Source organism: Rhizobium leguminosarum, assembly GCF_019798305.1.
Lineage (GTDB): Bacteria > Pseudomonadota > Alphaproteobacteria > Rhizobiales > Rhizobiaceae > Rhizobium > Rhizobium leguminosarum_U.
In genome coordinates, this window is the sequence record NZ_JAAXDD010000026.1 from 1 (window position 1) to 23,685 (window position 23,685).

General features: G+C 59.9%; 24 protein-coding genes. 12 read left to right on the top strand and 12 right to left on the bottom strand.

The genetic code is table 11. The features are described from left to right. Positions 1 to 213, top strand: a 213-nt coding sequence (locus tag HFO99_RS31285; RefSeq protein WP_222365564.1) for a transposase, incomplete at its 5' end; no start/stop codon positions are given. Positions 214 to 339: 126 nt separating this feature from the next. Here HFO99_RS31285 and HFO99_RS31290 read toward each other — a convergent pair. The 3 genes from HFO99_RS31290 to HFO99_RS31300 form a co-directional block, all read right to left on the bottom strand. Beyond that, the gene (locus HFO99_RS31290) at positions 340 to 777 is read right to left on the bottom strand and encodes a response regulator (protein WP_222299279.1); all 438 of its coding nucleotides are present in this window, start codon (positions 775 to 777) and stop codon (positions 340 to 342) included. Positions 778 to 806: 29 nt separating this feature from the next. Beyond that, positions 807 to 1,511: a helix-turn-helix transcriptional regulator gene (locus tag HFO99_RS31295; protein WP_222365565.1), complete on the bottom strand. Its 705-nt coding sequence runs from the start codon at positions 1,509 to 1,511 to the stop codon at positions 807 to 809. Between the two features lie 480 nt (positions 1,512 to 1,991). After that, positions 1,992 to 2,369 (bottom strand): response regulator, encoded by a 378-nt coding sequence (locus tag HFO99_RS31300; protein ID WP_130786416.1) that lies wholly within the window; start codon positions 2,367 to 2,369, stop codon positions 1,992 to 1,994. A 28-nt stretch (positions 2,370 to 2,397) separates the two neighbouring features. Between HFO99_RS31300 and HFO99_RS31305 the strand changes: the two genes are divergently transcribed. Genes HFO99_RS31305 through HFO99_RS31320 form a run of 4 tightly spaced genes read left to right on the top strand, consistent with a single transcriptional unit; the run spans position 2,398 to position 8,354 of the window. Beyond that, positions 2,398 to 4,701: a sensor histidine kinase gene (locus HFO99_RS31305; RefSeq protein ID WP_222251115.1), complete on the top strand. Its 2,304-nt coding sequence runs from the start codon at positions 2,398 to 2,400 to the stop codon at positions 4,699 to 4,701. Next, on the top strand, positions 4,688 to 5,113 hold the full coding sequence (locus tag HFO99_RS31310; protein ID WP_017966997.1) for a response regulator: 426 nt from the start codon (positions 4,688 to 4,690) through the stop codon (positions 5,111 to 5,113). Before HFO99_RS31305 ends, HFO99_RS31310 begins: the two co-directional genes overlap by 14 nt. Before the next feature lie 4 nt (positions 5,114 to 5,117). Then, the gene (locus HFO99_RS31315) at positions 5,118 to 6,713 is read left to right on the top strand and encodes a response regulator (RefSeq protein WP_222365566.1); all 1,596 of its coding nucleotides are present in this window, start codon (positions 5,118 to 5,120) and stop codon (positions 6,711 to 6,713) included. A 21-nt stretch (positions 6,714 to 6,734) separates the two neighbouring features. Then, a complete protein-coding gene (locus tag HFO99_RS31320; protein ID WP_222365567.1) occupies positions 6,735 to 8,354 on the top strand; it encodes a VOC family protein in 1,620 nt (539 codons plus the stop codon). 15 nt (positions 8,355 to 8,369) lie between these two features. On the opposite strand, the gene HFO99_RS31325 is transcribed toward HFO99_RS31320, so the two are convergent. The 3 genes from HFO99_RS31325 to HFO99_RS31335 form a co-directional block, all read right to left on the bottom strand. Then, a complete protein-coding gene (locus HFO99_RS31325) occupies positions 8,370 to 9,275 on the bottom strand; it encodes a DMT family transporter (protein WP_222365568.1) in 906 nt (301 codons plus the stop codon). 111 nt (positions 9,276 to 9,386) lie between these two features. After that, a complete protein-coding gene (locus HFO99_RS31330) occupies positions 9,387 to 10,871 on the bottom strand; it encodes an FAD/NAD(P)-binding protein (RefSeq protein WP_222365569.1) in 1,485 nt (494 codons plus the stop codon). Positions 10,872 to 10,925: 54 nt separating this feature from the next. Further along, positions 10,926 to 11,354: an OsmC family protein gene (locus tag HFO99_RS31335; RefSeq protein WP_222251105.1), complete on the bottom strand. Its 429-nt coding sequence runs from the start codon at positions 11,352 to 11,354 to the stop codon at positions 10,926 to 10,928. Between the two features lie 145 nt (positions 11,355 to 11,499). Between HFO99_RS31335 and HFO99_RS31340 the strand changes: the two genes are divergently transcribed. The 3 genes from HFO99_RS31340 to HFO99_RS31350 all read left to right on the top strand — a co-directional run bounded on the left by HFO99_RS31340 (position 11,500) and on the right by HFO99_RS31350 (position 12,933). Further along, positions 11,500 to 11,760: a hypothetical protein gene (locus HFO99_RS31340; protein WP_222251104.1), complete on the top strand. Its 261-nt coding sequence runs from the start codon at positions 11,500 to 11,502 to the stop codon at positions 11,758 to 11,760. Between the two features lie 72 nt (positions 11,761 to 11,832). Next, positions 11,833 to 12,063, top strand: a complete 231-nt coding sequence (locus HFO99_RS31345; protein ID WP_222332249.1) for a DUF2188 domain-containing protein — start codon at positions 11,833 to 11,835, stop codon at positions 12,061 to 12,063. Between the two features lie 18 nt (positions 12,064 to 12,081). After that, positions 12,082 to 12,933 carry a Ku protein gene (locus HFO99_RS31350; RefSeq protein WP_222332250.1) on the top strand — a complete coding sequence of 284 codons (852 nt, stop codon included), beginning with the start codon at positions 12,082 to 12,084 and terminating at the stop codon, positions 12,931 to 12,933. Between the two features lie 171 nt (positions 12,934 to 13,104). Here the strand turns inward: HFO99_RS31350 and HFO99_RS31355 are convergent, their stop codons facing one another. Further along, positions 13,105 to 13,911: a Ku protein gene (locus HFO99_RS31355; RefSeq protein ID WP_222365570.1), complete on the bottom strand. Its 807-nt coding sequence runs from the start codon at positions 13,909 to 13,911 to the stop codon at positions 13,105 to 13,107. A gap of 236 nt (positions 13,912 to 14,147) precedes the next feature. Here HFO99_RS31355 and HFO99_RS31360 point away from each other — a divergent pair, with 236 nt between their 5' ends. From HFO99_RS31360 to HFO99_RS31370, 3 genes are read left to right on the top strand one after another with little or no spacing between them, the layout of a single operon-like run. After that, complete coding sequence (locus tag HFO99_RS31360; RefSeq protein WP_222365571.1) at positions 14,148 to 14,882, top strand: GDSL-type esterase/lipase family protein; 735 nt, start codon at positions 14,148 to 14,150, stop codon at positions 14,880 to 14,882. A 43-nt stretch (positions 14,883 to 14,925) separates the two neighbouring features. Further along, positions 14,926 to 16,281, top strand: a complete 1,356-nt coding sequence (locus HFO99_RS31365; RefSeq protein WP_222365572.1) for an O-antigen ligase family protein — start codon at positions 14,926 to 14,928, stop codon at positions 16,279 to 16,281. Next, positions 16,268 to 17,374, top strand: coding sequence for an acyltransferase family protein (locus HFO99_RS31370; protein ID WP_222365573.1), 1,107 nt, complete (start codon positions 16,268 to 16,270; stop codon positions 17,372 to 17,374). The genes HFO99_RS31365 and HFO99_RS31370 overlap by 14 nt, the downstream gene beginning before the upstream one ends. Positions 17,375 to 17,405: 31 nt before the next feature. On the opposite strand, the gene HFO99_RS31375 is transcribed toward HFO99_RS31370, so the two are convergent. Further along, a complete protein-coding gene (locus HFO99_RS31375; protein WP_222365574.1) occupies positions 17,406 to 18,551 on the bottom strand; it encodes a right-handed parallel beta-helix repeat-containing protein in 1,146 nt (381 codons plus the stop codon). 74 nt (positions 18,552 to 18,625) lie between these two features. Further along, complete coding sequence (locus tag HFO99_RS31380) at positions 18,626 to 19,276, bottom strand: lipase family alpha/beta hydrolase (protein ID WP_222365575.1); 651 nt, start codon at positions 19,274 to 19,276, stop codon at positions 18,626 to 18,628. A 251-nt stretch (positions 19,277 to 19,527) separates the two neighbouring features. Between HFO99_RS31380 and HFO99_RS31385 the strand changes: the two genes are divergently transcribed. After that, entirely contained in the window at positions 19,528 to 20,547 is a 1,020-nt protein-coding gene (locus HFO99_RS31385; RefSeq protein ID WP_222365576.1) for a LacI family DNA-binding transcriptional regulator, read from the top strand. A gap of 30 nt (positions 20,548 to 20,577) precedes the next feature. Here HFO99_RS31385 and HFO99_RS31390 read toward each other — a convergent pair whose 3' ends face one another. From HFO99_RS31390 to HFO99_RS31400, 3 genes are all read right to left on the bottom strand, one after another. Continuing rightward, a complete protein-coding gene (locus tag HFO99_RS31390) occupies positions 20,578 to 21,588 on the bottom strand; it encodes a zinc-dependent alcohol dehydrogenase family protein (RefSeq protein ID WP_222365577.1) in 1,011 nt (336 codons plus the stop codon). Positions 21,589 to 21,671: 83 nt separating this feature from the next. After that, positions 21,672 to 22,460, bottom strand: coding sequence for an L-iditol 2-dehydrogenase (locus HFO99_RS31395; protein WP_222365578.1), 789 nt, complete (start codon positions 22,458 to 22,460; stop codon positions 21,672 to 21,674). A 135-nt stretch (positions 22,461 to 22,595) separates the two neighbouring features. Then, complete coding sequence (locus tag HFO99_RS31400; protein ID WP_222365579.1) at positions 22,596 to 23,654, bottom strand: carbohydrate kinase family protein; 1,059 nt, start codon at positions 23,652 to 23,654, stop codon at positions 22,596 to 22,598. Positions 23,655 to 23,685 lie beyond the last annotated feature (31 nt).

A 23,685-nucleotide genomic window follows, 5' to 3' on the forward strand; every position in this document is an offset into this window, starting at 1 on the left:
GCAAGGCCGGCGCCCCGATTGTTCTTCCTGCCGCAATACTCTCCCGATCTCAATCCGATCGAAAAGCTCTTTGCCAAGATCAAGCACGAGCTGCGTAAGGCGCAGGCCCGAACCCGACAGGCTGTCGACGACGCGCTGGCAGCCACCCTTCAAACCGTCTCGCCGAAAGAGTGCCAAAACTACTTCAGGGAAGCCGGATTTGAACAGACCTAAAACAATCCCGCTCTAGAATCGCGCTAAGCATGTCGCGCAAAAATGTGAAGCGGTTTTGCGAAAACGGCATGCGTGAGAACAAAGACCTAATGCGCGGCAAGCGTATCTGAAAGTTCGCGAGGCGCTTTAGATGCTGTAATCGTCCTTCCAGAAATCCGGGACGTCATAGGTCACATATTCGCGGATGATGTGCTGCAGCGCCTGGGCATCGATTTCGTCCTTGCCGATGCGGAAATCGACGCCGTAATCCGGGAATTCCTGGAAATAGCCACCCGATATGTCGGTCGAGATGACGCCGATCGGGCCGGTGTAACCGATGCCGCGCAACTCCGGCACCGTTTCGCGGAAATCGGCATTGGGCAGCAGGCGGTTGTCGAGCAGGATGAGATCGAAGCGTGCCAGGCGGATCTTTTCCAGCGCGTCACCGATCGATGGCGAATATTCAACCTCGACGGCCGGCTCGGAGAGATCGGCGATCTTCTTCTTGAGCGCGCGGAATTCGATGAATTCGTCATCGACAAAGAGAACCTTGACGGTGTTCCTCCGGCCCGTTTCGGTGATCATCGTCTCATTTCCCCAATCCGAAACCAATTTCACGAAACCAAACCATTCCTCAAGGCGATCGCCACCATATGAACGCGGTTGACGGCGTCAAGTTTGCGCGCGGCCGCAGTGATGTGCGAATTTACCGTGTGTTCGGAGAGACCGAGAATAATGGCGATTTCCGCCGACGTCTTGCCTTCGCTCGTCCATTTGACGATTTCCGATTCGCGCTGGGTCAGCCGTCCGGACATTTCCGGCGCCAGGATTTCCTCGTAGAGCTTGTCGAAAATGCGCATGGCGTCGAGGAGCATGTCGGCGATCTCACTCTGATCCGGCTCCTGACGCTCGCCGCTGAGCACGAGGCAGTATCGCCGCCCTTCCGGCGTAAACAGCGGGATGAAGAGAAAGACGCCACCCAGGAATTCGTTGAAAACAAGATCGGACGGATAAACTTCCGGCTGTGCGCCCCTGCCATGGACCGGCGTCGCCAGGAACTGGGCGGTCTTTGCCCGGACGGTTCCCAGCGCTTCCTTCAACGTCGTGATGAAAAGGCCGACACGCCGCTCAGCGACATTGGTGATGACGATATCGCGTTCACCGAAAGGGGCCGAGGCCTCGGAAATGCGGGCAAGTGCGAAATTGTCGAAGTTGTAATGCTGCGCCGCCGACTTCAGCAGGCGGAAAAAATCGGTGCGGTTGATGGCCCGGCTAAGCTCCGGTCCGGCATGAAAGGGAATTGCCGGGGCATTGCTCATTCCCACTCTTCCTCTCCTCCCGCCGATACCTCTAATCCCGAAATCTTGGGATATACGTCTTAAACGCGAAGAGCTACAAAAAATGCGAGACGGTTGATGAGAGATATCGAAAACGGGGACTTTCGATATGTAAGGCGGAAATCATCAATTATCTCAACGACAGGTGATGCACGGGCAGATTTTACTGAGGGGCAGTAGTTCTTACCTGGGTATCGTATTCTTCCTGCATTCAACATCCATGAATGCGAGAAGGCAGTGCCAGACGTAAGCGCGAGAGAGCCGAAGACCCATTCAGCTAAGGGGTTGGCTGATGTTCGTGGCGGCGAACGCGGGTTGATCGGTTCTCTCAGCGCTTATTTTTGCGTTCCATATTCTTCGCTCCGGTTGCATCTTGTGATGCGTCCTCGACCTTGTCAATTGCGGTTTGTCATATGGCTTGGACGAATGAGAGGGAATAGGTCATATGGCTTTCGCCGTTTTCTACATCTCAAGATTGAGAATGATCGTGGCAAGGTCAAGTGGCTTTTCCAGATAGACATCGGCGCCGGCATCGAGCGAGCGCGCGCGGTCCTCGGCAGCATCCGATCCGCTGCAGATAGCAAGCCGCATCGCCTTGAAACGATCATCCAGGCGCAACCGAGTGATCAGGCCGATGCCGCTATCGAGCGGCATGTAGAGATCGGCGACCAGCAGATCAGGCGAGGTCTTGCCTTCCGCCGCGCGCGTCTCCAGTGCCTCCAGCGCCATTTCGGCCGTGGAAAAACAGAATAGATCGACGTCTATCTGCTGCTTTTTGCTCATATAGTCGACATAGAAGAGGTCATCCTTGCTGTCGTCGACATAAAATAGGGTGGTCATCTAGCACCGTGATTTGGATATTGTTCGAATGAACCTCGCTGTCCTTCGACATCACGATACCGCGGTTCCACTAAAATTCGATATACCTTATCGCAGATCATTTCGCAAAAAGCGTGGCACCGCCCTGCCTTGCCTATTGAGTATTCCTCGATTTCGGAAAAGATGGCCGCGCGAACCGAAGGAGGACACACGGGTGCAGGATCAGGGCAACGTGGACCTGCAGGAGCAGCCAAGGCGGCACTACCGTGGCTTCGCGATTGCCGTCGGCTGCCTGATGTTCCTTCTCGGCGTGACTGCCCTTGCCGGCTGGCTACTGCAGGTCGAGATTGTCATTTCGCTGGTTCCCGGCTTTCCGTCGATGGCCTTCAACACCGCTCTCTGCTTCGTGCTTTCCGGCGTGGGGCTTGCCGCCTCGACACTGGCGGCCCGCCGTTTTCGCATAACGGCAACGATCACGGCGGGGCTTGCGGCGGCGATCGCTGCGGCCCGCCTCGTGGAAATCGTCACGATCGGGCGGACTTTTCACAATGTCGATATGTTGATCACGCGCTTCCTGGTTCCGCCCGATTTCATCGCAAAGATCGGCGGCGGCATGGGGCCGAACACGGCTTTGGTCTTCCTGATCGCCAATCTTTCGCTGCTGCCCTCGCTCTACGTGGAGAAGAAAAGCCAGGTCGTGCAGGAACTGACGAGCTATGTCCTTATCACGCTCGGCATGATCGCGCTGGCCGGCTATGTCACCGATGCCGAACAGGGTTACCGCTGGGGACCCTATGCGGCGATGGCGCTGCATACGGCGATCGGCATAGTGATCTTCGGCTCGGGGCTTCTCGCCCGCTCCTGGTGGATGCAGCCGACAAACCGGGCGCAGATCCCACTGTGGATCCCGGCTGCGGTCTGCTTCACTGGCATTCTTGTCGATCTCTATACGCCGCTGGGTGTCGCCAACGGCATTCTCTATGTGCCGCTGGTGTTGACGGCCCTTTGGTTCGGCAACAGAAATGCGCCGCTTTTCTTCGCCTTTGCCTGCACCGTGCTCCTGATGCTCGGCTTCTTCGCCGTCAAGCACAACGAGGCGGCGTTCTGGCAGGAAATCGCCAACCGTGCCATCACGGCTGCCACGCTTTGGCTGATCGCGATCCTCGTCTTTTATTTCATGCGCAACAACTATAACCTGGAAAGCGAGCGCGTCCGCTTCGGCGCGCTGGTGCGCGGCACTCCTGATGCCGTCGTCGTCATCGACGAGCGTGGAACGGTCAAGAATTTCAATCCGGCGGCTGAAAGCATGTTCGGTTACTCCCCGCAGGAGACGATCGGCCGGAACATCAAGATGCTGATGCCCGAACCCTACCATTCCGAGCACGACGGCTATCTCGCCCATTACCGGCAGACCGGCGAGGAGCGCATCATCGGCACGACGCGTACGGTCTCCGGACGACGCAAGAACGGCATCGTCTTTCCGATCGATGTTTCCATCAGCGCCGTCGTCACCGGCCAAACGAAGACCTTCGTCGGTATCGTGCGCGACATCAGCGAACGCGTCCGCCAGGAAGAACGGATGAAAACGACGCTTTCCCAGCTCGAGGCCTATACGGCTGAGCTCGAGCGCAGCAACCACGACCTCGATGAATTCGCCTATATCGCCTCGCATGACCTCAAGGAACCGCTACGCGGCCTGCACAACCATTCCCGCTTCCTCTTGGAGGACTATGAAGACAAGCTCGACCAGGACGGCGTGCGCCGGCTGAACCGGCTCGTGCGCCTCAGCCAGCGCATGGAGAAACTCGTCAACGACCTTCTTTATTTCTCCCGGCTCGGGCGGCAGCAATTGGCGGTCAAGCGCACCGATATCGGCCTGATCGTCAAGGATGTCGTCGCAACCATGGAGCTGTTGCTGGAGGAGCGGCATGCCAAGGTCATCATCGACGGCCGGCTGCCGGAGGTGGTCTGCGACGCGCCGCGGCTGACCGAAGTGTTCCGCAATCTCATCACCAATGCGATCAAATACAATGACAAGCCGGCGCCGCTCGTCTCGATCGGTTACCTCGATCGGTTCGTCGGCAAGGACGGCACGGTTGCCCGCAACGTGTTTTTCGTTAAGGATAACGGCAAGGGCATTCCGCAGGAATTCCACGAGGATATTTTCCGCATTTTCAAGCGGCTGGAAAAGTCGCAGGATTCCGACGACGGCACCGGAGCAGGCCTTACCTTCGTCCGCAAGATCATCGCGCGGCACAATGGCGATATCTGGCTGGAATCCGAGGTCGGCACCGGCACGACATTTTATTTCACCCTGGGAAAAAAGCGCGAGGGGCAGAATGCAGCAGCGTGACACGCAACCGATCCTGATCGTCGAGGACAGCGAGGACGATTTCGAAGCGACGATGCGCGCCTTCAAACGCACCAACCTGCGCAACTCGATCCGCTGGGCGGCCTCCGGTCAGGAAGCGCTCGACATGCTCGCCTCGATGGTGCCGAAACCGGGACTGATCCTGCTCGATCTCAACATGCCGGGTCTTGACGGCCGCAAGACGCTGGAGGCGATCAAGTCGAACGCCGGTTGGCGTAAGATCCCGGTGGTGATCCTCACGACCTCCGACGACGAGCGCGACATCGACGGCTGCTATGCGCTGGGCGCCAATACCTATGTGCAGAAGCCGGTCGATCTCGACGGGCTCTTCGCGGCGATCCAGCGGCTGAAGGAATACTGGTTCGAAATCGCGATCCTGCCGCTCGAGGACTGACAGATTGGCGGAACACTGCTCCATTCTCATCATCGACGACAACATCGACGATCGCGACGTCTATCGCCGCATATTGGGCCGCGTTTCCAGCACTGCCTATACCGTCGTGGAGGCGGAGACGGGCGAAGAGGGCCTTGCACTGAACGGCCGGAAACGGCCGGACTGCATCCTGCTCGACTATTCGCTGCCGGGTCGCGACGGGCTCGGCGTTCTCGCCGATATCCTGGAGGATGATCCCGCCGCCAACGTCATCATGCTGACCGGCCAGGGCAACGAAACCGTGGCCGTCGAGGTGATGAAGAGCGGCGCGCGCGACTATCTGACAAAGGATTCGCTGTCGCCCGAGACTCTGCATCGCTGCATCCAGAACGCCATCATGCACGGCATGCTGGAAGCAAAGCTGGAGCAGAAGCGACAATCGCTTGAGATCTTCACCCGCGCCATGGCCCATGATCTGAAGGAGCCGCTCCGGACGATCAAATCCTTCAGCCGCATCCTGCACGGTTCTGCAGCGCTTCCGGCCGAAGACCGGGAACTGCTCGATTACGTGCTCAGCGCCGCCGACCATATGGAGGACCTGATCGTCAAGGTCTCGGGTTTCACCAGGCTCGAGGCCTATGGCGGGCTGGAGCTCAGGCCGGTCTCGCTCTCTGATGTGCTCGACCAGGTGGAGGACAATCTGCGTCAGCAGACCGAAAGCCGTGGCGCCATCATCATCCGCGGGGCGCTGCCGGAGGTGATGGGCGATGCGACGCTGCTGACCCAGCTCCTGCAGAACCTGGTGTCGAATGCCATCCGCTATTGCGAGCAGAAAGTCCCGGAGATCAGCATCGCAGGCGAAGCGCAGGGCGATATTTGCCGCCTCACCGTGCGTGACAACGGGCCCGGCATCGATCCTGAGCATCGCGAGCTGATCTTCCAGCCGTTCAAGCGCCTCGTCGGCCGCGGCATCGAAGGCACCGGGCTCGGCCTTGCCATCTGCCGCCGCATCGCACAGATGCATGGCGGCTCGATCTGGTGCGAGGCAGAAAACGGGCCGGGCGCCACCTTCATTCTCGAAGTGCCGCTCGCCGAGGCGAGGTCCACGCCGTCTGCCGCATCGGCCATCCCAAACAGCGCCAGGCCGGCGGAGCAACCAGGCGAAGGTTCGGGCAGGCTGGCCGAAGTGCTGCTGGTGGAAGACAGCCCGGCCGACATCCAGATTCTGAAGATCAAGCTGATGCGGCGGGAGAAGGTGAATTTCAACCTGCATGTCGCCACCAACGGACGCGAGGCAATGCGGCTGCTCGAAGAACGCGCCGGCATCGCCGATGTGCCACAGATCGACCTGATGCTGCTCGACATCAACATGCCGATCATGGACGGCTTCGAGGTGCTGCATGCGCTTTCAGCCGACGTCCGCCTCAAGCAAATTCCCGTCTGCATTCTCAGCACATCAAGCGACGAGAGCGACATGCGGCGGGCCAGAAATCTCGGCGCGCGCGCCTATATGGTCAAGCCGCCGACCCTGCAGCAACTGGAAGAGGCGCTCGAAGATGTCGAACATTTGGAGTTGTTGCAGCGCGGCGATTCGCTTGCGCTTTGTGCGGAACAAAACTAAGCGATCGTCATTGGCAACGGTATGACCTTCGCAGCTCTCATACTCGCGCTCCTGACGACGCCGCTTCAATCAGGACTGCTCTCGATGGTATCAGGCATACATCACGTCACGGCCGTCACCCGAAAGGTGCAGGCGAACGTGGACTTCTACGCTGGATTTCTCGGCATGCGGCTCGTCAAGCAGACAGCCGGTTACGAGGACGCGACGCAACTTCATCTTTTCTATGGCGATGCTGCAGGGACACCAGGTTCTCTCCTGACCTTCCTCGCCTGGGAAGATGGTGCGCCCGGCCGGGCCGGCTATGGCCAGATCAGCGAAATATCGCTGTCGATAAACTCCGCCAGCATCGGCTACTGGCTGACGCGCGCCATGAGCTTCGGCCTGCGTTCTGAAGGACCGGCCGACGAATTCGGCGAGCCTGTGCTGCGGCTGAAAGACCCCGACAACATCATCCTCAAGCTCGCAGGCGCAAAGAACCTGGTATCGCCGGCCGCCTGGGATGGCGCCTCGATCCCGGTCGAGCATGCCATCCAGCGGGTGCGCGGCGCGACCATGCTGACGGAGAAGCCCGCCGAAAGCCGCAGCTTCCTCGAGAGCCATTTCGGTTACCGTTTCCAGGCCAACCGCGGCACGATCGACAGGCTGGTGTCGCAGTCCGGCGACATCATCGACGTGCGCGATGCGCGCGGCTTCTGGTCCGGCGCGCCGGGCACCGGTACGGTCGATCATGTCGCCTTCCGCGCCGCCGACGAGGAGACGCTGCTTTCGGTGCGCAAGGCGCTGGAGGCGACCGACGCGTCACCGACCAACATGCACGACCGCAAATATTTCCGCTCGCTCTACGCCCGCGAGCCGGGCGGCACGCTGATAGAGCTTGCGACCGACAAACCCGGCATGACCGTGGACGAAGAACACGCCGCCCTCGGGGGCAAGCTGTTCGCGCCACCCGAAGCCATCACCAATCTCCATGACCTGAAGGTGATGCTGCCGCAATTTTCAATGCCCGGCCAGCCGCGCATCAATTATCGCGAGCTGCCATTCGTCCATCGCTTCTATACGCCCCCCGACCCAGACGGCAGCGTCTTCGTGCTCCTGCACGGATCCGGCGGCAATGAGACGACGCTGATGCCGCTCTTGAACAAGGTGGCGCCGCGGGCAACGCTGCTCGGCGTGCGCGGCCGGGCGACGGAGGAAGGGTTTCCGCGCTGGTACAAGCGCATTACCCCCTTCTCCTTCGACCAGAACGACATCAAGACCGAGGCCGAGGCCTTTGCGGCCTTCATCGAGGGGGCCGTCAAATCCTACGGGCTTGATCCTGATAAGGTCGTCTATGTCGGCTACTCCAATGGCGCCAACCTTTTGAACTCGCTGCTCTACCTGCATCCGAACCTGGTTCATAAGGCGGTGCTGCTGCGCTCTATGCCTGTTCTCAGCAACTATCCGCATGCCGATCTGAAGGGCACGGACCTGCTCGTCATCAGCGGCAAGACGGATGCCTACGGCAAATATGCGAGCGAATTGGAAGAGAGGCTGAAGAGTTCGGGCGCCACCGTCGATTCCGACGTCATCCCCGGCGGTCACGATCTCGGTGATGCCGATGTGCCGATCATCCAGAAATGGCTGCTGCAGGAAAATCGCTGACGATCGGCCTCGGCTTCACACCTGAACGCGGGATGTCCGGGCAACCATGATGCCGGCAAGCACCACGGCGCCGCCGAGCGCCTGCATCGTCCCGATCGCCTCGTTAAGCAGCGCCCAGGCAAGGATGGCCGCGACGACTGGCTGCAGCAGCAGTGTCAGCGAGGAAAAGGCTGGCGGCAGATAGGCCAGCGCATAGGTGATCGCCACCTGCCCGCCGGCATGGCTGATAAAGGCGAGGCCGAAGACGATCGACCAGCCATAGACGGTCGCGGGCAGCATATGACCTTCGTAGAAGAAGCCGACCGGAAAGATGAAGGCGGCAGCCGATGCCGTGCTCCACAGCATGATGCGGATCGTATCGAAGCGGCTGCGCAGCCTGCCGATCGCAAGGATGTAGCAGGCATAGAAGAAGGCGGCGATCATCGCGATGCCGTCGCCGCGGAGGTCGCCATTGCCGATGGCTGCTGGTCCGCCCTTCAGGATGACGACGCCTGACAGTGCCAGGACAAGCCCGAACAGGAAGATGCGGCTGATCCTCGCGCTGAAAAAGAGGAAAGCGATCAGCGTGACAAAAACCGGTGCGAGGTTGGCAAGCAGGGTTGCATTGGCGACCGACGTCATGGTGAGCGAAAGGTGCCAGGCGCCGAGGTCGAGCGCCAACATGACACCCGGGAGAATCAGCATGCCATAGTCGGAAAGGCTTTGCGGTTTCGGTCCCCTTTCCTTCTTCATGAGCGAGACGATGACGATCGGGATCAACGCCAGCGCCACGCGCCAGAAGGCCGTCGCCATCGGGCCGACTTCGGACAGCCTGACGAAGATCGGCGAGCCGCCGATCGCCGCCCCGCCGAGAAGAAGCGACGCAAGGGCGAAACGATTGGAAGGCGAAGCTTCGGAAAGGGTGGAGGCAGCCTGCGACATGGTCTCGATATTTCTGGTCGCCCGAATGATGGGCCGGCGAGTGTTGGTGGCCGAGTGGCTATCAGAAGTCGATGACCGGGGACAGTCGAAGAGCGACATATTGATGGAAAATCAGGCAGGATGCCTATTCGTAGCGCTCGTCCGCAGCTTTTCGGCGATCTCGCCGGCGACGAAGAACGCATGCTCGGTCACCTGCGGCAGTCCCATCAGCTCGCCGAAGGTGCCGCGCGCCAGCGGGCCGGAGATCAGCAGCGAAGGATCTGCCGTTCCCGACGGGCCAATCGCCTCAGAACGCTCGGTGCAGGCAAGGCCGAGGCCGGTTGGATCAAGCGACAGGTAGCCGTTTGCCGCGAGTGCCGCGAGCCACGGCTGGGTTTCGAGAATGCCGCCATGCGCCGGGCCGGTGGTGACGACGACGGCGTCATAGAGTTCCTCCAACGGCTGGCGCTGATGACGCGGCTGCAGGATGCAAAGAATGAACTCGCCCTCGATGCGGGCATCGGCGACCGAGCCGGCCAGGATATCGAGGCGGCCCGAGGCAATCGCCGCGTCGAGCACAGCCTCGACCTGCGGGGCGATACGGAAGCGGTGTACATCCCAATAGGGACGTAGATGGCGGACGAGACGGCGTCGTTCGGCAACCGGCAGCGCCTGCCAGAGATCGTATCCCTGCGCCCGCACCTGGTCGATCACGCCATGCCAGCTTATGCCCTCCGCCTTCGCCGCTTTTATCGCAGTGCGGATCCCTGTCAGCAGCGACACGGCGGAATGGGTCGCATCGGAGACGAAATCGCCGAAGAGCTGCTGCGGCATCGGCGCATGCCCGCGAGACCGCAGACCGCGGCGCGAGATCGCGGTTACCGGACCGTCATGCCCGCGCTCAGCAAGCGAGGCAATAACATCAGCGGCCGTCAATCCGTTGCCGATGACCAGCACCCGATCTTGCGGGCGGATCACCTCGATCACGCCGGGCTTGGTGGTATCGGCGATGAAACGGGGATGGGCCGAAAGCCGGCTTGCAAGCCGGCCGGGGGCTGCCGGCGGCGGATGGCTGGTGGCGATCGCGACGATATCGGCCTCCGTCACGCCGCCTCTGTCGTCGAGGATCAACCAGCGGCCGGCACGGCGCTCGACACCGGTCACTGCGGCGCGGCAATGACGCACTGCACCGTCTTCCAGCTGCGGCTTCAGCAGCGAGGCGACATAATCGCCGAACAGTCGGCGCCGGGGGAAGAGCAGGCCTTCGGGCTGTTTGGCCTCAGGGTCGTCGACGACGGCGTCGCGGGCTTCGATCCAGGCCTGGAATTCCCCCAGGTCGTCGGGCTGCAGGCTCATCTTGGCGGCTGGAACATTAATGCGGTGGGCCGGATCCGCGGTGTCATAGGCAAGGCCGCGGCCAAGCTCGGCGCGCGGCTCGAAGACCACGATGACAGGGCGCTCGCCGCAGTTGGCTCTCGCGAGATGATAGGCGACGCCGGCACCGGAGACGCCGCCGCCGATGATGGCAACGACGGGCTGTTGAGACGTCGGGAGAGGCTTGGGCTGCATGGTGGCCGGGATCATTGCTTTCGATGCCGGAGCATAGAAGCGGGGCATTGGTCACGCAATCCTCCTCGCCTAATTGTCTATAATTATTATGCAGATTTAGCCTTACCCCGATATCGTCGTCGAGAACTCGGGATTGCCGCGGATGGTGTTGCTCACCGTGCAGATCTCGTCTTCGGCGGCATGGGCGATTTTCCGCCGGGTTTCCTCATCGATATCGCCCTTGATGGAAAAGGCGATGTTGAACCTGGCAACGCGCGAAAGGCCGTCCGTCGCCTTCTCGCCGGTGACGTCGGCGGTAATTTCGCTGATCCTGTCGAGAACACCCATCTGGCTGGCGACGATGCGGGCGCTGAGCACCAGGCAGGCCGAGAGTGAGGAATAGAGCAGGTCGAGCGGATTGAAACCCGGCTGCGACGGCGCGGTGACGATAGCGATTTCGCCCTTGGTGGCGGAAGTGACGTGCGGGAAACCGGTACGGCCGAGAACGGCGGTGGCGCCGGTCGGGCGGGGACGAGCCTTGAGATCGGCCATGTTGAAATCCTCTTGCGAATATATTGCAGATAGTGATTTCCGCTTGAGGCGGCAATGGCAAACGGCCGCCCACCGGTTTCGGAACCTTTCCATCTGTCATCAGTTGAATACACCTGAACGAAATCAGTGACAAAGGTGGATTGCGATGCCTGACGTCCGCAGCATGGATAACCAAGGCCGGCGGATGGATGCTCGCGATCGGCTGATCGTTGCGCTCTATGCGCAGCTGAAGGCCGAGCGGGAGACGCGCGAAACGCTGGAATGGGCGATCCGAAACGGCGCCGTCTCACAGGCGGTGCTGGAAGCCATCGCTGCCGATCCGGTTCCTGTCGTCACCAGCGAGGATATCGCATCGTTAGAGAAGATCATTGCGCTCGACGAACGGCGCAAACCACATCGGAAGTAGAACATGATGCGGAAAATCGTGAGCAGTTTTCGGCATCATGTTCTCACTGTTGAATAAAAGAGGAGATCCGAGATGGCCGATATCACCTATCAGGTCGTGCCGCATGACAATGGCTGGGCCTATAAGCTCGGCGACACACTTTCGGAAACCTATGCGACGGCGGATGAAGCGATTGTCCATGCCAAGGACGCCGCGTCGCGCCAGAAGATCGGCAATGGCGATGCGATGCTCGCCTATCCCTCACCCGACGGTGGCTGGGATTTCCAGCCGCTCGAAACCGACAAGAGCGGCAGCCGGCTCTGATTTGGGACGGAGGATGGAATGGCCGCTCGGGCAAGCTGGAAAGGTCATCTGAAGGTGGGCGACCTTGCCTGCGCCGTCGGACTCTACACCGCCGTTTCCTCCTCCGACCGCGTCTCCTTCCACATCATCAACAGCAGAACCGGCCACCGGGTGGAACGGCAGTTCGTCGACAGCGAGACTGGCAAACCGGTCGAGCGGGACGAGCAGGTCAAGGGTTACCGGATGGAGAATGGCGATTACATCGTCATCGAGGGCGACGAGATCGCCGAAATCATGCCGGAAAGCGACAAGGTCCTCAACATCAAGGCTTTCATCGCCTACGACGATATTGACAAGCTTTATTTCGACCGCCCTTACTACCTCGCACCCTTGGACGAGCATGACGAAGAGGCGCTGTCGCTTATCGCCAGGGGCATGCGTGACGGCAAGGTCGCGGCGCTGGCCGAAGCCGTGCTTTTCCGGCGCAACCGGACGCTGCTGATCCGCCCTCATGACGACTACATCGTCGCGACGATGCTGAATTTCGACTACGAGGTGCGCTCGGCCGATACCATCTTCAGGGACATTCCAGACATCAAATTCGACAAGGAGATGCTCGAACTCGCAGGTCATATCCTGGAGACCAAGCGTGGCAGCTTCGAACCGAGCGAATACGAAGATCGCTACGAGGCTGCCCTCATCGAACTGGTGAAGGCGAAGATCGAGGGCCGGGCACCACCGAAGAAGAAACAGCCGCCGGAACGCAAGGTCGTCGACCTGATGGAAGCGCTGCGTCAGAGCGCGAAGATGAGCGGCAAGGCTCCAACAAAGAAGGCCCTGGCGAAGAAGAAGGCGCCGGCGCGCATCGATAGCCGCAAGAAGGCAAGCTGAGATGGCCTCGACCCGATGGGCAATCTCAGGCGCACCCGACCTCGCGCGAATGCATCGGTTTGCCGCACCGGCGAAGTAGCTGGACCTGTAGCGCGTCAAAGTGGAATCCCGCAGTGCGCTTTAAGTCTTCGATTGATGTGCGTCGTTACCCCAAAACGGCTGGCCGCTTTTTCATTGGCGCGACTTCCGGCCGCCTTCCGCGGCCAGGCTCTTCTTCAGCGCATCCATGATATTGATGACATTGCCCGTCGACTTGACCGGTGCGGGTTTTTCCGCAGGCGTGGCCTTCTTCAGGCTCTTCTGCTTGCCGCGGATCATCGACTTCAGGCGTTTCTGGATCGGGTCCTGCACCATGGTGGGGCTCCAATCCTTCGTCTCTTCCTTCACCAGTTGCGTCATCAGCGTCAGCAGCTTGCTGTCGATCCCGGTCTTATCGTCGAGTTCGGCCACGGGTTCACGCACTTCGGCGCCATAGCGCAAGGTCCAGAGAACGATGCCTTTGCCTTGCGGTTCCAGCAGCACGGCACGCTCGCGACGATAAAGGACGAGGCGGGCGATGCCGACGACGTCATTCGCCTTCATCGCCTCGCGGATGACGCAGAAGGCTTCCACCCCGACCTCGTCCTCCGGCACCAGAAAATGCGGTTTGTCGTACCAGATCCAATCGATCGAGCCGCGCGGCACGAAACTGTCGATCTCGATGGTGCGGGTGCTTTCGAGCCCGACTTCCTCGATCTCCTCGTCTTCGAGAAGAATATAGTCGTCCTCGCCGCGCGGATAGCCCTTCACCTGGTCACGCTCAGCCACCGGTTTATGGGTGACGCTGTCGACGTAGCGGCTTTCGACGCGGTTCTTTGTCTGGCGATTGAGGACATGGAAACGGACCTTGTTGCTTTCGGTCGTCGCCGGCGTCAGCGAGACGGCGGCAGTGACGAGCGAGAGCTTGAGATAGCCTTTCCAGAATGTCTGACGTGCCATGTCTGTCCTGTCTCCCGGACACGGTTGGGCATGGCAATCAACGGCGGGTTCGGTCTTTGGTTCCGGCAATTGAAGACTTCGTTGATCAGATGCGGTCAGTGATTTCCATTTCATGGATCGGCTGCCAATGGTGCCGAGCATTGCGGGCGGAGAGGCCAGAGCCACTCTCTCCTTGCCACCGCCATTTTCCTCTTCAATAATGAAAGCCCCAAGACGTCAGGATATCGGTAATCTGAATGTTGCGACTTTTCGCCAACCTCGTCATCGTCCTCGCATTGAATTTCCTTTTCATTGTCAGCAATGCTGGCCCATCCTTCGCACAGGAATGCCCCGACCCTGCAAAAGTGTCGAATACGCTGGCGCTACAAAAGCCGGCAAACAAGAGATATGATCGCGCTCTTCCGAGCTATCGCGACAAATCTGCCCGATACAATCTGGCTCTTGTCGGCGATTCACTTGTCGAGCTCTGGCAGCCCTGGATCAAGGACAGCTTTCCGACGCGCCCAGTGATGAACCTCGGGGTCGCTGGGGATACCACGCAAAATGCATTGTACCGCCTCGATGGTCTAAACCTTCCGGATTTCCATCCCGCCGATGTCGTCGTGCTTATCGGCACGAACAATCTGGGTGCAAAAACTGCGCCGTGCGCTGTGGCAACTGGTGTCGTGGCTGTTGTCAGCAAGGTTCGCGCTCTTTGGCCAGGCGCCCATATTTATGCGTTGTCCATACCGCCTCGGGGCAAGCGCTATGCCTTCTACGAGGATGTACGAATTCCGGCCAACCAGCTTGTAGCATCGTCATTGGCCGAAATGCCGGGTGTCACGTTTGTTCAAATGAACGATGATATGTTGCGGTGCGGTAAGCCAAGCGATAAAGAATGTTCCAACTACAAGCCTGACCATCTTCATTTCAATGAAGGGGCATACAAGCTGATCACGAGCTTCCTCGCCGCAGCGGGTCTGCAGCTTTGATTTTTGCCGCTCAGGTGGTTACCAAAACGTAAGGCGGAATGTCATGAGCACCTCATTTGACAGCTACCAACCGATTGGCCTGCAAAGACATAGACCCAGAGTTCGCGCGCAATATCGCATTCGGCGTGAAACCTTCGTGCGGATCATCCTCTCGGCAATATTTTATATTTCCCTCTGGAGAGCGACCGGCATGTGGTATGGGCTGCCGGCCGACTTCGAGGAGGGCATCGGCAAAGACCCCATGCCGATGCGGCTGCTGCTGATGTCGCTCGTTCCACTCATTGGCCTCTACTGCGTCCTGGAGCCCAGGCGCATCTTCGAATTGATTCGCAGCGCCTCGCCGCTCGTCGGCATAGTCTTCTTATGCGTCTTTCTCTCGATTGCTTTTTCCGTCAGCGTCGGAGCCTCGCTCCGAGCCCTCGTCGCCGTCGCATTGCTGACAGCTGGACCCATTCTTTACCGGGCCCGTTACGGAGCCGTTGACACATTTGAAAGCCTGGCGAAATTTGCGATTGCAACGGCTTTCATCAATATACTTTACACAGCAGCCTTTCCGCGGTTCGCGGTGATGAGAGGCAGTTATGCCGGGATGGTGAAAGGGGCATTTTACCACAAGAACATGCTCGGCCAGTTCTCGGCAACAAACTTCATCTTGCTGCTGCCGGCCCTGCCGATGTGGCGTCTGCGGTACTATGATCTTCTGCGATGGGCGGCAATGCTGCTCTACCTCGTGCTCATCGTGTTGGCGAAATCATCGACGGCGATCATTCTGCTTTCGATCGGAATAGCCGTATACTACGGAATGAGCTGGATTCAGCGCTTTCCAGGCCGGATCTTCAGATCCTTCGTCGTTCTTCTCGCATTCGCCCTGCTGGGCTTTGTCGTCTCCGTCGCGTTGATGGGTGTGGCACAGGCGATTGCGGAGTCATTCGGGAAAGACCTTACGCTCAGCGGACGTACGAATGTCTGGGAACAGTTGCTGCCGCTGATCTTCGAGCGGCCCCTTACAGGCTGGGGATTTGCCTTGTTCCGACAGCCCGAAATCATGGAGCAATATGTCCGCCTTACCTGGGACGCTCAATCCACCCACAACACCTATATCGAACTTGCGCTGAACATGGGCATACCCGCCACCATCATCTGGACGTCGTTCGTGGTGGTGCGGCTCGTGGGGAAGATGACCTCGTCACCCCTCAATCAAGCGCTCGCCATCACCAAGAGGAAGGAGGTTGTCATTATCCTCCTGATCCTGATCGGCGCGTTCACCGAAGCCGGAATGATGCTGGCCCCCTTCATCCTATGGCCCCATACCGTGATCGCACTGACGAGCCTCGGCCCGGAGTTCCTGTCCCGCTTCCGCAAACCGACCCAGGCAGGCGCGCAACATGCACCAAGCTAAAAAGATGACTTCAAATACTCGTAGACTGGTTGGCCTCGATGGGATTCGCGGCCTGGCGGCTATTTGTGTGGCAGTGCATCATACCGAAGGGTTTGTCGGATTTGATGCAGCACCTGCTGCATACCTCGCCGTCGACCTGTTTTTTTGTCTCAGCGGCTTCGTAATCGGCCACGCCTATGAGAAGAAACTCATCCAGGAGTCTTCGCTCTCTGCCAATGATTTCGCCATCAAGCGTCTCATCCGCTTATACCCCCTCTATCTGCTCGGTTTGTTGCTCGGCGTCCTCGCATATGCGGGCATGTCGCTCAGCAGAAATCAGCAAATGGATCCCATGCTGTTCGCCACCTCGTTGATTGCCTCGATGTTCTTCCTGCCGGCGATCGGTGGAACATCGCTGAAGGCGCCGAATCTGTTCCCCTTCAACGGCCCGTCATGGTCGCTATTCCTGGAGATCGTGATCAACCTGGCCTACGGCTATGCGGCGAGAATGCTGTCCAGCGGCGTGCTCGCACTCATCCTGCTTGCGTCATGGTTTTGGTTGGCGGCGCAAACGCTGGCCCATGGAAGCGCCGACCTGATCCCGCTCGACGGCGCTTTGCTCTCCGGTTTTCCCCGCGTTCTCTTTTCCTTCACCCTCGGCATCTTGATGTACCGCTACCGTGAGCGGCTTTCCCCTTCAGGCATCGGAAAAGCAACTGCAGTGGCGGTCATCGTCGTCGCGACTGCTCTTCTCGTCTTCCAGGCGCCAGCCGCCTTGGTTGGCATAAAGGACCTGATTGTCATCACTGCTCTATTTCCTATCGCCGTGCTTGTGCTTTACACAGCCAACTTCGATGGCGTGCTGCGACAGCCGCTTCTTATTGCGGGAGAGGCGTCCTACGCGCTCTACGCAATTCATGTTCCGCTGCTGGGCTTGCTGTTGGGAGCCTGGAAGGCCGCCGGCCTGGGACAGCCGCCGGCTTGGGCGATCTTTGCCATCGTTCTTCCACTGATCGTCCTATTGGCCATTATCGTCACCCGCCTCTACGATGAGCCGGTTCGCAAAGCGCTCAGTGCAGGTAAGGCCATGAGACTTCGCTGGCGTCGATCCTGATTTTGCGCGATCCAGGCCCCCGTCGCACCGCTTAAATCGAGAGATAGCGCTTCTGCCAAGGCAGCCTGTGTTCTTGCCATGCGCGCGGCGTGAAGTCGTCATAAGCAGTCTCAGCGATCGCCAGCATCCAGTTCTGCGCCTTGCGGGCCAGCAGGACGCATGACAATTCCATGCCAGGCTCAACTGTAATGGAAGGCCGATTGGCGCCTGGGATGTCGATCCCCTTGTCACGCCACTGGATGCGGATTTCGTCGGGCTCGGATGTCCATTCGCCGGAGGAAACCGAAGCCTTGCCGTCAGGCTTCAAGCGAAGCGGCGGTGGGGTGACATTCAGAAAGCTGCCGTCGTTCCGATAGTTGCCATCGATATCACCCGCAGTCGCTTTGCCGTTTCTCTCGAGAACGATGTCCTGCTCGCACTGCAGAAATACGTTGCGCCGAAAGCTGCCGGACCACCGACGGTTGGCGAAGAACGCGATGTCGCATTGGCTAATGACGTTGTCGTGGATATCGATGTCTTTGCGAAATGCCAGCTCCTGATCCGAAAAACCGCTCAGGCTGACGCCACGATTGGTGTTCTCGATCCAGTTGTCATAAACGTGATGCCCGGCGTGGTCGGCCTTGTCGCCGATGCCATAGCCGAAGGAATAATCATTCATCCGGCCATCGCGCATGATGTTGCTGCGCACCACGGCGTCATCCCCAATCGACGAAAAGGAGAAATTCTTGCCGCCGATGAAATTGTATTCGACCAGGTATTTTCGAGTTTTGTCACAGACCAGCGCGCCCTTGTTCGAAGCGCTCGCCGGCGACTGCAGGAAGAGGTTGCCGCGGATCACGATATCGGAGCTGATATTGTCGTCGCTGTTTTGATAGGCGAACTGGCAGCAGTCTGCTCCCTCGCCCGGTGCCGCGCCGATGCGATTATTCTCCAGCAACACGTGCGTCGTCTTCGTCAGGTAGATGCCGTCGCCGTTCACATTCTCCGTTTCACAGCGCCTGACGGTAAGATTCTTGCCATTGTGAAATTTGAAGCCTCGAGGAGAATTCTTGACGATAACGTCTTCGATCACCGTATCGGAAAACACCTGATAGGCGACGCCGACATCGGGCGCACCATCGATGACCTGTCCGCGTGTAGACGCGCCGTGAACTTTCTTTCGCAGGATGGCGGTCATTACATTTCCTTCGATACCGGTGCCGCGGGGAATTAAGCAGAGGGCATGTGGCGGATGTTTGAATATGTGGAAATTCAGCTTGTAAACCGCCCATCTTGCAAAAACGACAGGGTCTCGCTCCACATCGTCTTGTTGACGGGCAGGAACGTGTGGTTTGCCGGAATGACGATATGCGCCGACGCGCCGTTGAGACGGGTGCTCTCCACCGAAACCTTTCCATCATTCGGAACCCTGAGGCCGATGATAAGGGAGGAGACCGGGTCGATGGTCCGATTCCCGGCGATGATGCCAAGTTCATAATCCACAGTGCCGAACAGCTCGGGCATTGCGGTTTGATCGGTAATCAGTTGCTGTCCTGCCGGTCCATAGATCTTCCTATATAAGGGCCAGTTCTTGAGGAAATCGGCAATCTGACTGCCGTTGTTCGGCGTTCCGACCATCACAACCCTTCCCAGGTTGGCTGGGCGATAGCTCCTGAGAAAAGCGCGGATGATCAGCCCGCCCATCGAATAACCGACAAAATGGACCCGGCCGTCGCCTGCCTCCTTCGCGGCGCCGTCGATCTCCGGTCGGATGATGTCGATGAGGTCGCTGATCGAAAACTTGGTGGAGGGGTAACCGACATTCACAACCCGATAACCGTGGCCGGACAAGAAGCCGGCGAGCTTCGCCATGCTTTTCTTCGTCCGGGCAATGCCGTGAAACAGGAGGACAGTGTCGTTCATCATGTGTGTCCGCTCAACGGGGCTGCTATCGATCAGGCTCCTATCCTCTAGCTCTCACGGTGAAGCTTGTCACGACAGCCAGCGTTCTCGAATAGCGGCGCGCTTGATGCGGCGTCCCGCTAGTGATCTAGTGGATGATGAAATGAAAGTGAACTTCAGCAGTGCGTCTGATGAACGTTCGACCGCTCCTATGCTGGCGGTTTTTGCGCGTCTTAAAGACGCCGGCGCTGTAGAGAAAGAAATGCGAGCACGTGACGACCAGCATCAGACATATTGCTAAACTTGCAGGAACATCGCTCTCTTCGGTCTCGCGCGTGCTAAACAACAGCGGTTACGCCTCCCCTGAGCTCAGGGAGCGGGTCGAGGCGGCTGTCCGAACGCTGAATTACACGCCCAGCAAGGGTGCCCGTATGCTGCGCGGTGCACCAAGCCGGATGATCGGACTGATGCTGCCGTCGATCGAGGTGCCTTTCTTCGGTATCCTGGCCCACGCGATCGAACAGGAACTGTTCCAGCACGGCTATCAGACGCTGATCTGCAGCACCGCGGAAAATATGGACCACGAGGTGCGCTACATCTCCATGCTGCTCGCTCAACGCGTCGACGGCGTCATCGTGGCAAGCGCCTTCGGCAGCATCGAGCATTTCGGGGTGCTTCGGGACGCTCGCATTCCGATCGTCGCCATTGACCGCGAGCTGAGCGGCATCGCCGACGATGCTGTCATGGCCGATCACGAGGAGGGTGGGCGGCTGATGGCGCGCCATCTGATCGACCTCGGCCACCGGGCGATCGCCATCGTCGGCGCACCGGCCCACAGCCAGCCGATCCAGCTTCGCCTTCAGGGCATCACGGCGGAAATGGCGAAAGATGGCGTCGCACCCGCCATCGTGGCGATGGCCGAAGAACACAGCTTTGCAGAGACCTACCGGCTGGCGCGGGAATTGCTGGCGTCCCGACCTGAGGTCACGGCGATCATTGGCACGACCGACGTTTCAGCGATTGCCGCCATCCATGCCATCCAGGATCGCGGATTTTCCGTTCCGCGCGACTATTCGGTCGTCGGCTTCGACGATCTGCCGGAGGCTGCCTACGTCTTTCCGCGGCTGACAACGGTCGCACAGCCGATCCGCGATGTCGGACAGCAGGCAGCACGGCTGCTGGAAACGCTGATCGAGGAGCACCCAACAGGGGACGAACCTCGGCGAGGTGCGATCGTAAAAGTGCCGGTCACCCTGATAGAGCGCGATTCCACCGGCCCCGTCCGGAACTGAGCAGATGGCGTGGGTCGGAGAGACGACAGGCTAGGGCCGGACGATGACCTTGATCTCGCCTGGCAATGGCGCGTGGCCCACCACGTCGGCGACCTCCTCGAGACCGATGGTTTTGGTGACCAATGCGTCCAGTTCCAACGCCCCGCTCGCGACCATTGCCGCAGCGCGCGAATGGGTGAAGGGGTTGAGGTAGGCCGGCCTGATATCGACTTCGTTGACGAGCAGATCGAAGGGCAGAACCGGCACCTCGACACCCGCCGGCGTCACCCCGAAAAGCACTAAGGCACCACCGCGCCGCGCCATTTTCAAACCGGTTTGAAGGGTCTCGCTGACGCCGGCGCACTCGATGACCACGTCGGCCCCGCCCTTGGTGAGTTCTCGAACGGCAGCGATTGTGTCTGAAGCGGCCGGGTCGAAGGCGTGCGTCGCCCCCAGGCTCAGAGCGGTTTGGCGTCTGGATTGCTGCCGCGTGATCAAAATTACCTCGCCTGCCCCAGCCAGGCGGGCCAGTTGCACCATGAGCAAGCCGATCACGCCCCCGCCGAGGATCGCGACGCTGTCGCCCGTACGGATCCTTGCCTTGTCGATGGCGTGGATACAGCAGGCCAGCGGTTCACTGAAGGCGCCGTGAACGGGATTAATGTCAGCCGGCAGCATGAGGGCCTGGGCCTGCGGCACCGCCACATATTCGGCAAAGCCGCCATCCCGTGTCACGCCGATGGCGGTCAAGCTCTCGCACAAGTTCGGCCGCGCCTGCGTGCAGGCCCGACAGGTGCCGCAGGAGATATTCGGGTCGACCGTCACCAACTCACCGCCGGTAAACCGTGTCACACCATCGCCGATCTCTTCGACGATGCCGGAGAATTCGTGGCCCAGCGTCACGGGGATCGCTGTCGGATACTCGCCCTTGTACATGTGGCGATCGGAACCGCAGATGCCGGCCGCCACGACCCGGACAAGCAGCTCGCCCGGCCCGGCAACCGGTTTTTCAACGCTGCGCATGGTCAAAGACCCGATCGACTCCAAGCGTACAGCCCTCATTTCACTCCTCCAGACCTCAAGTGATTGTGCTGATGACACGTCCGCTCCTGCGGCCTCGGCCATTCCAGGCACGGCTCAAACGCTCAGCTCATGACATTGCCGCCATCGACATTGTAGCACTGCGCCACGATGTATGCTGCATCAGGCCCGGCCAGGAAGGCCGCCATGGCGGCTTGTTCGTGGGGCGCGCCAAATCGTCCGGCGGGGACGGCGGCGGCCACGCGGCGCTTGACGTCACCGGGTTTCAAACCTTCCCGGCTGCCGAGTTTTGCATCAACGACGTCCCACATCGGCGTATCGACGACGCCGGGAGCGATGGCGTTGACGTTGATGCCATAACGGATCAGCTCCAGGGCGCAGCTTTGCGTGATGCTGATGACGGCCGCCTTGGAAGCACAGTAAGCAACGGCCGGTCCTTCGCCCCGACGCCCTGCCTGGGATGAGAAGTTGATGATGCGTCCACCTTCCCCTCTCTCCACCATGTGTCGGGCAACGGCCTGTGTCATGAAGATCAGGCCTTCGATGTTGACCTGAAATACCCTAGCGGTCCGTTCCCGAGATATTTCCAGAATGGACTCGACGTCGTAAATGCCTGCGGCGTTGACCAGGATGTCGATCTGACCAGCGGTGGCGATGGTGAAGCGCGCGGCTTCTTCGATGCTGTCCTGGCTGGTCACGTCAAGCGCCACACCCCAGGCCTGAGGGCCGATCGCTTCTGCCACCCGAGCACATCGTTCACCGTCGAGGTCCGCCACGACAACCCTTGCGCCTTCGGCCGCAAAGCGTTCGCAGACCGCCTTGCCGATGCCGCTCGCTCCCCCCGTGACCAATGCAACCTTGCCGGAGAGCCGCGCCGTTTCCGCATATGTCATCGCACTGCCTCCGCGCTCGCGCCTAAATCGGCAAAGGTTCCGTGCGCGGCTGCCGTAACGAATAGCTTCATGTTTGCTCCTCCCTTTTTGACTGAACGATAATCGGAGCCACCCTCCTGAGGCGACGCCAATGGGCTAAGCGGATTCCGGGTTCGTCTCCTTCGCCTCGCGACGAAGGACGGACATGTCGGGGATACCATCGGTGGCCGTCGCCCCCTTGAGGCAACGCGCAGCTGCGGCATGGGCGACGGCGCAGATATGCTCGGCCGGCCAGTTCTCATGCAGGCCGTAGAGCACGGCGGCGCAGAAAGCGTCTCCTGCGCCGACCGTACTGACGATGTCATCGGGATCGACAGGTCGTGAACGTGTGATGATCGGGGAAGCGCCAGGCGCAAACCAGAAGCAGGTTTCCGGCGCATGGATGATCGCGCCCTTGGCGACGCCCGCCGCAAGCAGGCGCTCGCCCGCTTCCAAAAGCCCCGCCTCGATCAAATCCCCCTTCGCATCGCGAACGATAACGCCGGTTGCACGTCCCGCCTCCATCTCGTTGATAACCAGATAATCGCAGAAGGGCAGCGCGACGCCGACCTTGGCCGCAAATTCCGGGTCTTCGCTCGATACGAAATCCACGCAGGTCGTAAGCCCCGCGTGGCGCGCCGCTTCCAGCAGGCGCGATGCTCCCGAACGGCCGTCGGGGCCAATGCGGTCGAGCCCCGGCAACAGCATGAGATAACCGAGATAGAACAGCCGATAGCCGGCCTTGGCGAAGGCTGCTGGTGAGACAAACTTGTCCGTGACGGCATCGTTGGCGCCGCCATGATAGAAGAAGGTCCGGTTCTGGCCGGGCACATTCATGACATGCGTATGAGCGGTCACCCGGTCGGCAAGCGCTGTCAGACCACCGACATCGACGCCGGCAACCGCAAGGCGCGCCTTGACGATCTCTCCGTCCTGATCGGCGCCGATGCATCCCGCTGCCGCCAGATTTCCGGGAAATCCGAGCGAGGCCAGATCGGTGACGACATTGGCGGCCCCACCCCCCACACCCAGATCCTGGTGCAGGATATGGGCGAGATTGCCCTGTTCGGGCCAATAAGACAGGGTGTGGACGCGATCGACGATGAAGTTTCCGGCGCAGACGATGCCGCCCTGTTTCCGACTGTCGCGATCGTGAACCTCTTCCCCGGCTCGCATCAGCTGACTCCTTCGTTCCACAAGGGTCTGA

Bases quoted from the DNA above. Each gene is read 5' to 3' on its own strand.
- HFO99_RS31355 (WP_222365570.1), bottom strand. From the start codon at position 13,911: ATGGCACGTCAGACATTCTGGAAAGGCTATCTCAAGCTCTCGCTCGTC.
- HFO99_RS31330 (WP_222365569.1), bottom strand. From the start codon at position 10,871: ATGCCCCGCTTCTATGCTCCGGCATCGAAAGCAATGATCCCGGCCACC.
- HFO99_RS31390 (WP_222365577.1), bottom strand. From the start codon at position 21,588: ATGAGGGCTGTACGCTTGGAGTCGATCGGGTCTTTGACCATGCGCAGC.
- HFO99_RS31380 (WP_222365575.1), bottom strand. From the start codon at position 19,276: ATGAACGACACTGTCCTCCTGTTTCACGGCATTGCCCGGACGAAGAAA.
- HFO99_RS31320 (WP_222365567.1), top strand. From the start codon at position 6,735: ATGACCTTCGCAGCTCTCATACTCGCGCTCCTGACGACGCCGCTTCAA.
- HFO99_RS31325 (WP_222365568.1), bottom strand. From the start codon at position 9,275: ATGTCGCAGGCTGCCTCCACCCTTTCCGAAGCTTCGCCTTCCAATCGT.
- HFO99_RS31360 (WP_222365571.1), top strand. From the start codon at position 14,148: ATGTTGCGACTTTTCGCCAACCTCGTCATCGTCCTCGCATTGAATTTC.
- HFO99_RS31295 (WP_222365565.1), bottom strand. From the start codon at position 1,511: ATGAGCAATGCCCCGGCAATTCCCTTTCATGCCGGACCGGAGCTTAGC.
- HFO99_RS31375 (WP_222365574.1), bottom strand. From the start codon at position 18,551: ATGACCGCCATCCTGCGAAAGAAAGTTCACGGCGCGTCTACACGCGGA.
- HFO99_RS31370 (WP_222365573.1), top strand. From the start codon at position 16,268: ATGCACCAAGCTAAAAAGATGACTTCAAATACTCGTAGACTGGTTGGC.
- HFO99_RS31335 (WP_222251105.1), bottom strand. From the start codon at position 11,354: ATGGCCGATCTCAAGGCTCGTCCCCGCCCGACCGGCGCCACCGCCGTT.
- HFO99_RS31310 (WP_017966997.1), top strand. From the start codon at position 4,688: ATGCAGCAGCGTGACACGCAACCGATCCTGATCGTCGAGGACAGCGAG.
- HFO99_RS31395 (WP_222365578.1), bottom strand. From the start codon at position 22,460: ATGACATATGCGGAAACGGCGCGGCTCTCCGGCAAGGTTGCATTGGTC.
- HFO99_RS31350 (WP_222332250.1), top strand. From the start codon at position 12,082: ATGGCCGCTCGGGCAAGCTGGAAAGGTCATCTGAAGGTGGGCGACCTT.
- HFO99_RS31345 (WP_222332249.1), top strand. From the start codon at position 11,833: ATGGCCGATATCACCTATCAGGTCGTGCCGCATGACAATGGCTGGGCC.
- HFO99_RS31290 (WP_222299279.1), bottom strand. From the start codon at position 777: ATGATCACCGAAACGGGCCGGAGGAACACCGTCAAGGTTCTCTTTGTC.
- HFO99_RS31365 (WP_222365572.1), top strand. From the start codon at position 14,926: ATGAGCACCTCATTTGACAGCTACCAACCGATTGGCCTGCAAAGACAT.
- HFO99_RS31340 (WP_222251104.1), top strand. From the start codon at position 11,500: ATGCCTGACGTCCGCAGCATGGATAACCAAGGCCGGCGGATGGATGCT.
- HFO99_RS31400 (WP_222365579.1), bottom strand. From the start codon at position 23,654: ATGCGAGCCGGGGAAGAGGTTCACGATCGCGACAGTCGGAAACAGGGC.
- HFO99_RS31305 (WP_222251115.1), top strand. From the start codon at position 2,398: ATGAACCTCGCTGTCCTTCGACATCACGATACCGCGGTTCCACTAAAA.
- HFO99_RS31300 (WP_130786416.1), bottom strand. From the start codon at position 2,369: ATGACCACCCTATTTTATGTCGACGACAGCAAGGATGACCTCTTCTAT.